This is a genomic window from Amycolatopsis sp. SID8362, assembly GCF_010550475.1.
Taxonomy (GTDB): domain Bacteria; phylum Actinomycetota; class Actinomycetes; order Mycobacteriales; family Pseudonocardiaceae; genus Amycolatopsis; species Amycolatopsis eburnea.
In genome coordinates this window covers 1-12,333 of the sequence record NZ_JAAGNB010000533.1, presented here as the reverse complement: position 1 = coordinate 12,333, position 12,333 = coordinate 1, and the positions used below count along the sequence as shown (strand labels likewise).

The following is a 12,333-nucleotide window of genomic DNA, read 5'->3' as shown; positions in this document are numbered from 1 at the left end:
GGCCGGCCGGGCCCCTGCCCGGGGGCCGATCGCCGACCTCGCCCGCCACGACGCCGAGAACGGCACCGGCTACCTCGGCACCCTGCGCGCGTGGCTGGAGACCCAGGGCGACCTCGCGCAGGCCGCCGAGCGGCTCGGCGTGCACCCGAACACGATCCGCTACCGGCTGCGGAAGATGGCCGAGGTGACGACCCTGCAGCTCGACGTGCCCGCGAAGCGGCTCGCCATGATCATCGAGCTGGCCGTCGCCGAGCCACCGGTTTGACCGGAAGCGACAAACGCGCCGACCGGGATTGTCCGGTTCGGACAACCACCCCGGCCCCGATCCGGGTCATCCTGGCCGCATCAGCACCACTCGCGCCACGGAGGACCTCATGCCCGAACCCGACCGGCTGGACGGCGGCCCGCGCTCGGTGATCGTCATCGGCGCCGGCGTGGTCGGCCTGTCGACCGCGTGGTTCCTGCAGGAACGCGGGGTCCGGGTGACCGTGGTCGACCGCGCGGGCGTCGCCGCGGGAGCGTCCTGGGGCAACGCCGGTTGGCTCTCGCCCGGGCTCGCCATCCCGCTCAACGAGCCGAGCGTGCTGCGCTACGGCCTGCGGACGCTGTTCGACCGGCAGGCGCCGCTGCACGTCCCCGCGACCCCGGACCCCGGGCTGTGGGCGTTCCTGGCCCGGTTCGCCGCGCACTGCACCGGCGCGTCCTGGACCCGCGCGGTCCGGGCCAACCTGCCGCTGAACGACGAATGCCTCGAAGCGTTCGACGTCCTCACCGCGAACGGTGTCGACGCCCCCACCATCGACGCGCCCATCACGGCGGTGTTCGAGTCCGCCCAGCAGGCGGCCGGGCTGCTCGCGGAACTGCGGCGCATGGGCGAAGCCGGGCAGCAAATCGCCTACACCGGCCTGACCGCCACCGACCTCGCGAAGCGGTTCCCGCAGCTGAACGTCCCGGGCGGCGCCGGCGTCCGGCTCGACGGCCAGCGGTACGTCGACCCCGGCCGGTTCGCCGAATCGCTGGCGCGCGCGGTGGTCAGCCGGGGCGGCACCATCCGGCACCGCTTCGCCGTCACCTCCGTGCGCCCACACCCGCACGCCGTCGCCGTGCGGTCGGCCGCCGGGCAGACGCTGTCCGCGCACGCCGTCGTCCTGGCGACGGGGGCGTGGCTGGGCGAGCTCGGCAAGCGGTTCGGGGTCACCGTCGGGGTGCGGGCCGGGCGCGGCTACTCGTTCACCGTCCCGACGGACGATCCCGTGCCGGGCCCGATCTACCTGCCCGGCATCCGGGTGGCGTGCACGCCGTACCGCGGCGGCCTCCGGGTCGCCGGGACCATGGAGTTCCGGAAACCGGACGCGCCGCTCGACGACGCGCGGGTCGAGGCGATCATCGCCTCGGCACGGCCGTTGCTCACCGGCATCCGGTGGGACGAGCGCACCGACGTCTGGGTCGGCTCCCGCCCGGTCAGCACCGACGGCCGCCCGGTGATCGGCGCGGCCGGCGCGCGCGGGTTGTTCGTCGCGGGCGGGCACGGGATGTGGGGGCTGACCCACGGCCCCGTCACCGGGCGCCTGCTCGCCGAGCGGATCACCACCGGCAAGCAGCCCGAAGCCCTCCGCCCGTTCGACCCGCTGCGCTGAACGCCGTGCCCGCGAACGGGGAAGCCGCGCTGACTCCGGGCGAGCGGAGCGAACTGATCCGGCTCCGCGCCGAGAACGCGTTGCTGCGCACCGAGAAGGACATCCTCCTGAAGGCGGCCACCGGCTTCGCCATCGACGCGGGTGCCCTCTCACCGGGTGCGCTCGGCAAGCCAGAGCCCCGCTGACCGACGCGGGCTCTCCGAAGTCCGTGGGGGCTGGGACCCTCCCCCTCCCGTCCAGCCCCCACGGACGCCCACTTCCCGGAAGGAGAACCACCATGACCACCTCGGCTCGTCCGTGGCTGACGCCGCACACCCACCGCAGCCTGGTCCGGGAGCGCGCCGGCCTGCTGCGCGCGGAAAGCGTTTCCGGCGGCGACGATCCCGACGGCATCGTGCGGAAACGCCACCGCCAGAACCGGATCCGCCAGATCGACGACATCCTGCGCGACGCCGTCGTCGGTGAAGATCCGCCCGACGACGGCATCGCCGAACCGGGCATGGTGCTCACCGTCCAGTACGACGACAGCGCCACCGCCGAGACCTTCCTGCTCGGCTCGCGCGACGAAACGGGACAGGACGACCTCGACGTCTATTCGCCGGACTCGCCGCTGGGACGCGCGTTGGCCGGCGCGAAACGAGGTGAGCAACGGACTTACCGCGTCCCCAACGGTGCCACGGTTCGGGTCACCCTGATCGACGCGGAGCCCTACGGGCGGTTCCGGCGGCTTGCCCGGTAGGCGATCACCCCACATATATCGTGTTACGATACATATGGGGTTGCCGAGGAGCGAGGTGAGCCGATGCGGCGCGGACGTTCGATCGTCGTCGGGGTGGACGGAACCGAGTCCGCCCGCGACGCACTCGACTGGGCGGCCGCGGAAGCGGCGGCCCGCCGGCTCCCGTTGCGTGTCGTGCACGCCTATGCGGCAGCGCCGTCCTGGGCCGTCATGGGTGAATTGCCGTGCCCGTACGAAAACTTCGGTGTTCCCGACGTCGCGAGGTCGGTGACCGAGCAGGCGGTGCGGCGCGCGCGGGAGGTGGCTGCCGAGCTGGAGATCAGCACCCGGCTGGTGATCGGGGCCGGGGCGCCGGCCCTGCTCGCCCAGTGCGACGACGCCGAGCTGCTCGTCCTGGGCAGCCGCGGACTGGGCGGCGTGCGGGGAATGCTCGGCGGATCCGTCAGCTCCCGGGTCGCCCGGCACGCCGCGTGCCCCGTCGTCGTGGTCCGCCCGATGCGGCCCACGAAACCCGGGCGCTCAGCCGCGCGCGTCGTGGTCGGTGTCGACGGTTCGTCCCGCTCCACGCACGCCGTCGAATTCGCCGTGCGCGCCGCGGCGCAGCGCGGGGTGGGCGTCACCGCCGTCCACGCCTGGGCCCCGCGTGCCACGGCCGATCTCGCCGCGGTCACCGACGACTGGTCGCTCGCCGAAGCCGCCGAGTGGCGGACGTTGCAGCGCGTCTTCGCGCCGTGGCGGTCACGCCTGGCCACCGCGCGGATCGAACTCCGGCTCGTCCAGGGCCGTGCCCAGGACGCGCTGGTGGCCGAGTCCGCCGGCGCCGCGCTCGTCGTGGTCGGGACCCGGGGCCGGGGGAGTGTGCGGGCGGCGCTGGCCGGGTCGGTGAGCCAGGCGGTCCTGCAGCACGCCGGCTGTCCGGTCGCGGTCGTCCGTCGGTGTGGACGTGGTCTGATGGAGCCATGACGACGAAGGACGAGCGCGTGCGCCTCACCAAGCAGGACTTCGAGGAGCTCGCGCGCTTCCGCTTCGGCATCCGGCGTTACCTGCGCTTCAGCGAGGAAACGGTGCGCCGCCACGGCTTGACCCCGCAGCACTACCAGCTGATGCTGGCGCTCAAGGGTTTCCCCGGTCGCGAGTGGGCGACGATGCGCGAGCTGGCCGAGCGGCTGCAGCTGCGGCACCACAGCGTCGTCGAACTGGTCAACCGGGCCCAGAAACAGGATCTGGTGGAGCGGGCGCCGGACCCCGCCGACGCCCGCGTCGTGCGGGTGCAGCTGACCGCGGGCGGGCAGCGGGCCCTCGCGCAGCTGAGCGCGCTGCACCGCGACGAGCTCCGGCGGCTGGGCACCGCGCTCACCCTGCCCAGCTGGGACGACAACGGCGACGGAGGTGGCGAATGACGGGACAGCCGCGCGTGCGGCGCGTGTACGACGAACCCGCGTCCGAGGACGGCGTCCGGGTCCTGGTGGACCGGCTGTGGCCCCGCGGGATCCGCAAGGACGCGCTGGACCTCGACGACTGGACCAAGGACGTCGCCCCTTCGGCCGAGCTGCGCGAGTGGTTCGGCCACGAGCCGGGGAAGTTCGCCGACTTCGCCGACCGGTACCGCGCTGAACTGGACGCGGACCCGGCCCGGGCAGCGCTCGAACGCCTCCGTGCGCTGGCGCGTGGGGGACCGCTGACGCTGCTCACGGCGACCAAGGACGTGGCGCACAGTCACGCCGCGGTCCTGGCCGGACTCCTCGGGGAGCACCGATGACCTTGCCCGACGCCGACCCGCCGGCCGGCGGTGACCCGGTGTGCTGGCTGAACCGCGCCTGCCCGGAGTGCGGCCAGTTCATCGAGGACGCCGAGGTCGATCCGGAGACGCATTGCCCGAGCCCTCAGTCTCGCGAGCCGGGTGTTTTACCGAATCAGTTCGGTTAAAATCAGGCATGCGTGAACTGCCGTTGACCGATGCCACCTCGCGCGCCGCGCTGGGCGAGAGCCGGGCCCGGGTGCTGGACCTGCTGCGCACGGCAGCGGAGCCGCTCGGCGTGCGGCAGGTCGCGGCGGCGGCGAACCTGCACGCGAACACCGCCCGCTTCCACCTGGACAACCTGGTCGACACCGGCTTGGCCGAGCGGCACGTCGAGGACCGCACCCAGCCCGGCCGGCCCCGGATGGTCTACCGCGCGACCGTGCGGGACGCCGGTCAGCGCAGCTACCAACTGCTCGCGACGATGCTGACCACCTTGGTCGCCGGTGAACTACCGCAGCCACGGCAGGCGGCCATCACCGCAGGGCGGGAATGGGGGCGCTACCTGGTCGAGCGGCCGACGCCGTTCGAGCGCGTCGACGCCGAGGAAGGGATCCGGCGCCTGTCGGCCGTGCTCGCCGACGCCGGCTTCGCGCCCGGTGCCGCCGAGGACGCCGGCCACCCGGTCATCCCGCTCCGGCACTGCCCGTTCCGGGAAATCGCGCAGCAGCAACGGGATGTGGTGTGCTCGCTGCACCTGGGCCTGATGCAGGGTGTCCTGGCCGAGGTGCGCGCGCCGGTCGACGCGCGGCGGCTCGACCCCTTCGTCGAGCCGTCCCTGTGCCTGGCTCACCTGACCGTGTCGAACTCTTGACTACGGCGGGAGGTGTTGCGCGACGCGAAGTAAGCGCCGGCCAGGACCACCGCGCTGCCGGTGAGCTGCAGTGCCGTGGGCCGCTCGCCGAGGACGAGCGCGCCCAGTGCCAGCGCGCCGATCGGCGTCAGCATGAGCAGGGCCGCGCCCACTTCGCTGGGGAGCCGCGGGGTCGCGAGCGCGACCAGCAGCCACCCGGCGACCTGGCCGCCGAAGGCGACCAGGACCAGCCAGCCGAACTGCGCCCAGCCGGGCGCCAGTGTCATGCCGTGCCAGAGGAACCCCGCGCCGAGCGACACCAGGGCCGCGCTCGCGACCACGTACTGGTAGGCCTGCACGGTGTGGCCCGCGCTCCCGCCGCGTCGCAGCAGGAACAGGAATCCCGAGTAGCAGACGGCCGCGAGGAGGGCGTGGATCGTGCCGGCGACCGGGTCGGTGCCGCCGACGCCCTGGTCGAGGAGGCCTCCGGTGAGCACGATCCCGGCGACCATGACGGGCAGGAGCACCAGGAAGCGCCTGCTGACCGGCTCCCGGTCCACGACGAAGGCGAGCAGCGGGACGAGCACCACCTGGGCGTTGACCAGCACGGTCGACAGGCCCGCCCCGACCTCGCCGATCGCCTGGGTCCACCACAGCGCGTCCCCGGCGAAGAGCGTGCCGGCGGCCAGCGCGAACAGCCGTTGCCGGTTCGTCGGCGGGCCTTCGCGGCGCCACTCGACGACCACGAAGGGCAGCAGCATCACCGCGGCCAGCGCGCACCGGTAGAACGTCGCCGTCCCCGGCGAGGCACCCGAGAGCCCGATCAGCACCGCCGACGTCGAGACCCCGAGCGCTCCGGCGGCCATCGCCCACGTCGGGCGAGCGTTGACAGCCATGGGCTCCGCTCAGTCCTTCGCGGGCGGGTGCACGACCGCGACCGGGCAGGGTGCGTGGTAGATCATCGCGTGGCTGACCGAGCCGAGCAGCAGCCTGCCGAGGGTGCCGCGGCCGTGGCTGCCGACGACCAGCAGCGCGGCGCCGTCGGCGGTGTCCAGCAGGGCGCGGGCGGGCCGGTCGATGCTGACGGTCCGGCGGACGACGACGTCGGGGTGCCGCTCGGCGTGTGCGGCCAGGGAGTCGGCGAGCAGCTCCTGCCCGCGCCGGCTGATGTCCTGCCAGTCCTCCGCCCAGCCGCCGACGGGTTCCGTGGCGTGCATCGGCAGGTCGGCCCAGGCGTGCACGGCCAGCAGTTCGCGCTGGTGCCGGTCGGCGAAGTCGTAGGCGAAGGCGACGGCCGCCGCGCTGAGCTCGGACCCGTCGACGCCGACCACGACCGGCCCGCTCGCGGAGTACGAGTCGGAAGACCGGACCACGACCACCGGCCGGTCGCACGAATGCAGCAGCTCGGCGGCCGTCGACCCGAGCACGACCCGCGGCAGCGCGCCCCGCCCGGACGCCCCGATCACCAGCAGTTCCGCCTCCCGGGCGGCGCGCGCCAGCGTCTCGCCGGTCCGGCCCGATTCGACGCTGGTTCGCACGGTCAGCTCCGGCCGGGACTTGCCGAGCTCGTCGGCGAGGTCGGAGAGCAGGGTTTCGGCGTGCGTGCGAGCGGTCAGTTCCTGTTCCGCCTCGTCCGTGCCGGGCACCGGCTGCGGGCTGGGCGGTGGCCAGTGGACGACCTGGACGACGGCCAGCGCGCCGCCGCGGCTGGCTGCTTCCTCGGCCGCCCACTCCACCGCCGCCGCGGCCTGGTCGGATCCGTCGTAGCCGGCCAGCACCCAGCGCTGTGCCGCGGACGCTCCGGACATGACAACCTCCGATCACGATCAGTCGGTGGCCGCCGGCCCGCGCCACCGGATACCACTCGGCTACCCGGCCGGGGCCGGCCCAACCGTGGCGGCTCAGCCCGGCACGGACCGGATCGGCGCCGCGGGGACGGAGATCCAGTCGTTGCGGGTGGCGTGCAGGGCCAGCTGGAACCGGTTGGCCGCGCCGGTGCGGGCCATCAGGTTCTCGAGGTAGCGGAACATCGTCCGCCTGCTCACCCCGAGGACCCGGGCGACCTGGTCGTCGGTGAGCCCGGCGGCGAGCAGGCCCAGCAGCCGTCGTTCGCTGGGCCGGATCGGGGAACCGGAGCCGTCGTCGGCGAGGCCGAGCGGCAGCGCGACCTGCCAGCACATGTCGAACAACCCGGCCAGGGCGTCGAACAAGCCGCACGGGCGGACCAGCAGCACCGTGCGGTCCACGCCGGACAGCACCGCGCAGTCGTCGTCGATGATCAGCAGCTTGACCGGCACCTCCGGGAGGATCCGGGCTTCTTCGCCGAGTTTCCCGCACGGCAGGATGTTTTCCGCGACGTACTCGGGCCGTTCCAGCGCGAGCCGCCCGTAGACGGCGCGGTACCGGACACCGCGGGCGAGGTTCTCCAGCTCGATCTCGTTGGCGTCCGCGTCGGCGTAGTACGGCGGCGAATCCAGCCCGCGGACCTCCGTCCGCGCGGCCCGCTCGAGCCGCCGGACGCGCTCGGCCGCGACGGTTCCGCTGACCACCTCGATCATCGATCCGCCGGGGTCCGCGTCCGACGACCGGCGGCACTGTTCGTAGAGGCGCGTCATCGCCAGCCGGGCCCTGGCGAGCTCGGTCTCGCGTTCCCGGCTCAGCACTTCCAGCACGGGTTCCGGACGAAGCGCCGAAATCGGCGAGCCGGGCCCGTCGACGGCGCCGGCGAGGCCCACCTCGGCCAGCGCGTCGAGCAGCCGGCGGACTTCGGCGGGCTCGCGGCCGGTGTCGGCGACGAGCCGCTCGACCGGAACGGGGCCCGACGAAAGTAGGCCGAGGTAGATTTCGGCTTCGTCCGGTTTGAGGCCGAGAGTCACCAGATGGCCAGTTGTTTCGGGGACCATTCGGGGGCACCTCCACGGGCGAGCCGACACCATTGCGCCACTGGCACCAGTGCGCCACCACCAGGGCTGAACGAACTGTAGACAACGGGACACCGGCATCCCATCGCCGTTCGTAGGAAATTCCCTGGAGGGATAGTGTCCCGTTCAGCTCGAAGAATCCTCGCCATGGCCGGCTTCGCGGCCTTGGCTCTGACCGCCCCGGCAGTGCCCGCCGTGGCCGCACCGTCCACAGCGCACCCGACGGCCCGCGTCTGCGCCCAGGACGCGCGGCCCGGCATGGTCACGTGTTTCGCCGAACGGCAGACCGACACCATGCGCGCCCAGCTCGCCCCGAACGCGCTGCCCAGCGGGTTCGGGCCCACGGACCTGCGTTCCGCCTACAACCTCACCGCGAGCGGCAGCGCGTCGGCCACCGTGGCCATTGTGGACTCGAACGACGACCCGAACGCGGAATCGGACCTCGCGGCCTACCGGTCCACCTACGGGCTGCCCGCCTGCACGACCGCGAACGGCTGTTTCAAGAAAGTGAACGAAAACGGCCAAACCAGCCCATTGCCGACCGCGGATTCAGGCTGGGCGGGAGAAATCTCCCTCGACGTCGACATGGTTTCGGCGATCTGCCCGAATTGCCACATCCTGCTCGTCGAGGCGAACCAGCCGAGCATGGCCGACCTCGGCACGGCGGTGAACACGGCCGTGTCCATGGGCGCGAAGTTCGTCTCCAACAGCTACGGCGGCGGTGAGGACGGCAGCGAGAACTCCTACGACACCAGCTACTTCCACCACCCCGGCGTCGCGATCACCGCGAGCACCGGCGACAACGGCTACGGCATCAGTTACCCGGCGTCGTCGCAGTACGTCACCGCCGTCGGCGGGACCTCCTTGAGCCGCAACAGCAGCACGCGCGGCTGGGGCGAGACGGCGTGGAGCGGCGCGGGCAGCGGCTGCTCGGGCTCGGTGGCCAAGCCGTCGTTCCAGAACGTGACCACGGGCTGCGCCAAGCGCGCGGTCGCCGACGTCTCGGCGGTCGCCGACCCGCAGACCGGTGTCGCGGTGTACCAGACCTACGGCGGCAGCGGCTGGGCCGTGTACGGCGGCACCAGCGCGTCGGCGCCGATCATCGCGTCGGTGTACGCGCTCGCCGGCACGCCCGGCACGTCCGACACCCCGGGCGCCTACCCGTACTCGCACACCGGGAACCTCTACGACGTCACCTCGGGAAGCAACGGCAGCTGCTCGACCGCGGTGCAGTGCAAGGCGGGCGCGGGCTGGGACGGCCCGACCGGGCTCGGCACCCCCAACGGCACGGCGGCCTTCACCGGCGGCGGCAGCGGCCCCGGCCCCGTCACGGCGAACAACCCCGGCAGCCAGAGCGGCGTCGTCGGCACCGCGGCGAGCCTGCAGCTGTCCGCGTCCGGCGGCAGCGGCGGCTACACCTGGACGGCGAGCGGCCTGCCCGCCGGGCTGTCGATCGGCTCGGGCGGCCTGATCTCGGGCACCCCGACGACCGCCGGCACGTACTCGGTCACCGCCACGGCCAAGGACTCGTCCGGAGCCACCGGCAGCACCACCTTCACCTGGACGATCTCGCCGTCCGGCGGCGGTGGCTGCTCCGGCCAGAAGCTGGGCAACCCCGGGTTCGAGAGCGGAACCAGCCCGTGGACCGCGTCCAGCGGCGTGATCTCGACGTCGTCCTCCGGTGAGGCCCCGCACGGCGGCACCTACCTCGCCTACCTCGACGGCTACGGCAGCACGCACACGGACACGGTTTCGCAGTCGGTGACCATCCCGGCGGGCTGCCACGCGACCCTGACCTACTACCTGCACGTCGACACCGCCGAAACGACCACGACGACGGCGTACGACAAGCTCACGGTCAAGGCCGGGTCCACGACCCTCGCGTCGTACTCGAACCTCAACCAGGCGACCGGCTACCAGCTGCGCACCGTCGACGTCTCGGCGTTCGCCGGGCAGACGGTGACGCTGACCTTCACCGGCACCGAGGACTCGTCCCTGCAGACGTCGTTCTGCGTCGACGACACCGCGCTGACGTTGAGCTGAGTGAAGCCAGTGGAAGGCCGTCCCGGGGTTCCCGGGGCGGCCTTCTCCTCGTTCCGGGCCCTCCGTCGCGGTGGACTCGACGGCGCGACCCGCTTCGGCCACCCGGCTCCCATCGCGGTCGAGGACCCGCAGCGGCCGGCGTCCTGTTCGGCTTGACGCCCCCGGACGAGGTGGCGGCGCCGCTGACCGGCTGGGGCCTCAGGTCCCGGCAAAGTCGCGCAGCACGGCCGATCCGGCGATCCGCGATGTCATGAAAGGGTCGTTCACCTCGTCAGACGACATGAATGACCCTTTCACGGCATCGCCGCGACGCCGGGCAGACCGCGGGCACGACTTTGACGGGACCCCGGGCTGGGACCTGATCGGCATCGCGCTGCGCGGGAACGGCGGGCCAGGGCCAGGGCCACTGCCCGGGGTGAGCAGCGCCGGTGACCCCGGGGCACTGGCCCGGGACCGACCAGGGTGTCTCCCTGGGGCGAAGGAGGCCTGGCCGGGACCACTCTGGTCGTCGAGCGGCGAACCCCGCCGCCGGACAACCGAGGAGTTCCGCACCCATGGACATGAAGCTCGAGGTCGTGGTCCTGCCCGTCGCCGACGCCGACCGGACCAAGCACTTCTACAAGGCGCTCGGCTGGCGCGAAGACGCCGACATCGTTTTCGGCGGTTCGCGGGTAGTCCAGCTGACCCCGCCGGGGTCGGCGGCGTCGGTGCACTTCGGCACCGGCATCACCGACGCGGCTCCCGGCTCGGTCCGCGGCACCTACCTGGTCGTCGAGGACATCGAGGCGGCGCGGGCCGAGCTCGCCGGGCACGGCGTGGCCGTCAGCGAGGTGTTCCACCGCGACGCGACCGGGGCCTTCGCCCCCGGCGTGCACCCCGACCGCGGCACCTACGGGTCGTTCGCGTCGTTCAGCGACCCGGACGGCAACACCTGGCTGGTCCAGGAGATCACCACCCGGTTCCCCGGCCGCGCCTGACCGCCGCGGCCACCGACCACCCCACACCACCGAGGAAGACCGGAATGTCCACGATCCACCTGCGTCAGCTGACCACCGCCACACCCGAACAGTTCCTCTCCGGGCTCACCGACTTCGGTCCGGAGCGCGCGAAGCTCTTCGGCCGCAGCGCGAACGAGTACCTGCGGGTGCACGAGCAGGGCCCGTCGCACGCCGACGTCACCGAAGGCTCGGGTGGCGTCTGGGAACGGCTGCGCTACGACTGGTCCGACCCGGCCCGCGTCGTGATGACGACCACCGACTCCAACACCTGGGGCGGCGCCTCGGGCCACACCTACACCTTTACCCGGCTGCCGGACGGGACGACCCGGGTCGACGCGGTCGTGGTGCGGGAAGGCAAGAACTTCAAGGGCCGGCTGCTCGGCGGCCTGCTCGGGCTGCTGGGCAAGCGCGTCCTCGGCGGCGAGCTGGCGAAGACGGCGAAGGCCATCGAAGCGCGGTACGCGACGACGGGTGACGGCGGCCCGCTGGGATAGTGTTCGGTCATCCGGCGCGGTCGTCGCCGGCCGGCCGTGGGAGGTTCGCATGCCGGGGCGTGGGCCCGCGCTGATCGGCAGGCACGGCGAACGCGCCACCCTCGACCGGCTCCTGGCCGACGCCCGGGCGGGGCGGGGTCAGGTGCTGGTCCTGCGCGGCGAGGCCGGGATCGGCAAGACCGCGCTCCTGGAGTACACCCAGGCGCAGGCCCCCGGCTTCCGGGTCGCGCGCGCGGTCGGCGTCGAATCGGAGCAGGTGATGGCCTACGCCGGGCTGCACCAGCTGTGCGCGCCGTACCTCGACCGGCTCGACCGCCTCCCGGAACCCCAGCGCGACGCGCTCGCCACGGCCTTCGGGCTCAGCTCCGGCGCCCGGCCGACGCGGTTCCTGGTCGGGCTGGCGGTGCTGACGCTGCTCGCCGACGTGGCCGAGGATCAGCCGCTGCTGTGCCTGGTCGACGACGTCCAGTGGCTCGACCGGATGTCCGAAGTGGTCCTCGCCTTCGTCGCGCGCCGGCTGCTCGCCGAGCGGATCGCCGTGGTCTTCGCGCTGCGCGAGTCCGGCCGCGAGCCCGATCCCGACCTGGCCGGGCTGCCGGAGCTCCCGATCGGCGGCCTGGGGGAGGCCGAGTCGGAAGCGCTGCTGGCCTCGGTGCTCAAGGGGCCGATGGACGACCGCGTCCGCGACCGGATCGTCGCCGAAACCCACGGCAACCCGCTGGCGCTGCTGGAGCTGCCCCGCGCGTGGACGGCCGCCGAGCTGGCCGACGGAGTCGGGCAGCCCGGGGCGCTGGCCGGGCGCATCGAACAGTCCTTCGTCCGGCAGCTGGAGCCGTTGCCCGCCGACACGCGGCGGCTCCTGCTCATCGCCGCCGCCGAGCCACTCGGGGACGCCACCCTGCTCTGGGCC

At 73.2% G+C, this 12,333-nt stretch carries 16 protein-coding genes; 13 read left to right on the top strand and 3 right to left on the bottom strand.

Features of this window, described 5'->3' with window-relative positions; all coding sequences use genetic code 11:
• From G3I65_RS16785 to G3I65_RS16745, 9 genes are all read left to right on the top strand, one after another.
• The coding region (locus tag G3I65_RS16785; protein ID WP_160696950.1) for a helix-turn-helix domain-containing protein at window positions 1-265 on the top strand (265 nt) is incomplete at its 5' end.
• Between the two features lie 109 nt (window positions 266-374).
• Window positions 375-1,637 carry an FAD-binding oxidoreductase gene (locus G3I65_RS16780; RefSeq protein WP_160696949.1) on the top strand — a complete coding sequence of 421 codons (1,263 nt, stop codon included), beginning with the start codon at window positions 375-377 and terminating at the stop codon, window positions 1,635-1,637.
• A gap of 5 nt (window positions 1,638-1,642) precedes the next feature.
• Entirely contained in the window at window positions 1,643-1,822 is a 180-nt protein-coding gene (locus G3I65_RS16775) for a hypothetical protein (protein WP_160696948.1), read from the top strand.
• A 92-nt stretch (window positions 1,823-1,914) separates the two neighbouring features.
• Window positions 1,915-2,376, top strand: coding sequence for a GreA/GreB family elongation factor (locus G3I65_RS16770; RefSeq protein ID WP_160696947.1), 462 nt, complete (start codon window positions 1,915-1,917; stop codon window positions 2,374-2,376).
• A 63-nt stretch (window positions 2,377-2,439) separates the two neighbouring features.
• On the top strand, window positions 2,440-3,339 hold the full coding sequence (locus G3I65_RS16765; RefSeq protein ID WP_160696946.1) for a universal stress protein: 900 nt from the start codon (window positions 2,440-2,442) through the stop codon (window positions 3,337-3,339).
• Window positions 3,336-3,776: a MarR family winged helix-turn-helix transcriptional regulator gene (locus G3I65_RS16760; RefSeq protein WP_160696945.1), complete on the top strand. Its 441-nt coding sequence runs from the start codon at window positions 3,336-3,338 to the stop codon at window positions 3,774-3,776. Before G3I65_RS16765 ends, G3I65_RS16760 begins: the two co-directional genes overlap by 4 nt.
• Window positions 3,773-4,135 (top strand): DUF488 domain-containing protein, encoded by a 363-nt coding sequence (locus tag G3I65_RS16755; RefSeq protein ID WP_160696944.1) that lies wholly within the window; start codon window positions 3,773-3,775, stop codon window positions 4,133-4,135. The genes G3I65_RS16760 and G3I65_RS16755 overlap by 4 nt, the downstream gene beginning before the upstream one ends.
• A complete protein-coding gene (locus tag G3I65_RS16750; protein ID WP_160696943.1) occupies window positions 4,132-4,302 on the top strand; it encodes a hypothetical protein in 171 nt (56 codons plus the stop codon). Before G3I65_RS16755 ends, G3I65_RS16750 begins: the two co-directional genes overlap by 4 nt.
• Before the next feature lie 8 nt (window positions 4,303-4,310).
• Entirely contained in the window at window positions 4,311-4,988 is a 678-nt protein-coding gene (locus tag G3I65_RS16745; protein ID WP_160696942.1) for a metalloregulator ArsR/SmtB family transcription factor, read from the top strand.
• On the opposite strand, the gene G3I65_RS16740 is transcribed toward G3I65_RS16745, so the two are convergent.
• From G3I65_RS16740 to G3I65_RS16730, 3 genes are all read right to left on the bottom strand, one after another.
• Window positions 4,964-5,863 carry a DMT family transporter gene (locus G3I65_RS16740; protein WP_203612406.1) on the bottom strand — a complete coding sequence of 300 codons (900 nt, stop codon included), beginning with the start codon at window positions 5,861-5,863 and terminating at the stop codon, window positions 4,964-4,966. The genes G3I65_RS16745 and G3I65_RS16740 overlap by 25 nt on opposite strands.
• Window positions 5,864-5,872: 9 nt before the next feature.
• A complete protein-coding gene (locus tag G3I65_RS16735; RefSeq protein ID WP_160696941.1) occupies window positions 5,873-6,775 on the bottom strand; it encodes a universal stress protein in 903 nt (300 codons plus the stop codon).
• 93 nt (window positions 6,776-6,868) lie between these two features.
• On the bottom strand, window positions 6,869-7,870 hold the full coding sequence (locus tag G3I65_RS16730; protein ID WP_160696940.1) for a helix-turn-helix domain-containing protein: 1,002 nt from the start codon (window positions 7,868-7,870) through the stop codon (window positions 6,869-6,871).
• A 165-nt stretch (window positions 7,871-8,035) separates the two neighbouring features.
• Here G3I65_RS16730 and G3I65_RS16725 point away from each other — a divergent pair, with 165 nt between their 5' ends.
• From G3I65_RS16725 to G3I65_RS16710, 4 genes are all read left to right on the top strand, one after another.
• On the top strand, window positions 8,036-9,931 hold the full coding sequence (locus G3I65_RS16725) for a putative Ig domain-containing protein (RefSeq protein ID WP_160696939.1): 1,896 nt from the start codon (window positions 8,036-8,038) through the stop codon (window positions 9,929-9,931).
• 554 nt (window positions 9,932-10,485) lie between these two features.
• The gene (locus G3I65_RS16720; RefSeq protein WP_160696938.1) at window positions 10,486-10,908 is read left to right on the top strand and encodes a VOC family protein; all 423 of its coding nucleotides are present in this window, start codon (window positions 10,486-10,488) and stop codon (window positions 10,906-10,908) included.
• Window positions 10,909-10,952: 44 nt separating this feature from the next.
• A complete protein-coding gene (locus G3I65_RS16715) occupies window positions 10,953-11,423 on the top strand; it encodes a hypothetical protein (protein WP_160696937.1) in 471 nt (156 codons plus the stop codon).
• Between the two features lie 49 nt (window positions 11,424-11,472).
• Window positions 11,473-12,333 (top strand): AAA family ATPase (locus tag G3I65_RS16710; RefSeq protein ID WP_160696936.1); only part of this gene is annotated, 861 nt, incomplete at its 3' end.

Coding starts and splice junctions, on each gene's coding strand:
- G3I65_RS16780 (WP_160696949.1), top strand. CDS start 375: ATGCCCGAACCCGACCGGCTGGACGGCGGCCCGCGCTCGGTGATCGTC.
- G3I65_RS16770 (WP_160696947.1), top strand. CDS start 1,915: ATGACCACCTCGGCTCGTCCGTGGCTGACGCCGCACACCCACCGCAGC.
- G3I65_RS16765 (WP_160696946.1), top strand. CDS start 2,440: ATGCGGCGCGGACGTTCGATCGTCGTCGGGGTGGACGGAACCGAGTCC.
- G3I65_RS16760 (WP_160696945.1), top strand. CDS start 3,336: ATGACGACGAAGGACGAGCGCGTGCGCCTCACCAAGCAGGACTTCGAG.
- G3I65_RS16755 (WP_160696944.1), top strand. CDS start 3,773: ATGACGGGACAGCCGCGCGTGCGGCGCGTGTACGACGAACCCGCGTCC.
- G3I65_RS16750 (WP_160696943.1), top strand. CDS start 4,132: ATGACCTTGCCCGACGCCGACCCGCCGGCCGGCGGTGACCCGGTGTGC.
- G3I65_RS16745 (WP_160696942.1), top strand. CDS start 4,311: ATGCGTGAACTGCCGTTGACCGATGCCACCTCGCGCGCCGCGCTGGGC.
- G3I65_RS16740 (WP_203612406.1), bottom strand. CDS start 5,863: ATGGCTGTCAACGCTCGCCCGACGTGGGCGATGGCCGCCGGAGCGCTC.
- G3I65_RS16735 (WP_160696941.1), bottom strand. CDS start 6,775: ATGTCCGGAGCGTCCGCGGCACAGCGCTGGGTGCTGGCCGGCTACGAC.
- G3I65_RS16730 (WP_160696940.1), bottom strand. CDS start 7,870: ATGGTCCCCGAAACAACTGGCCATCTGGTGACTCTCGGCCTCAAACCG.
- G3I65_RS16725 (WP_160696939.1), top strand. CDS start 8,036: ATGGCCGGCTTCGCGGCCTTGGCTCTGACCGCCCCGGCAGTGCCCGCC.
- G3I65_RS16720 (WP_160696938.1), top strand. CDS start 10,486: ATGGACATGAAGCTCGAGGTCGTGGTCCTGCCCGTCGCCGACGCCGAC.
- G3I65_RS16715 (WP_160696937.1), top strand. CDS start 10,953: ATGTCCACGATCCACCTGCGTCAGCTGACCACCGCCACACCCGAACAG.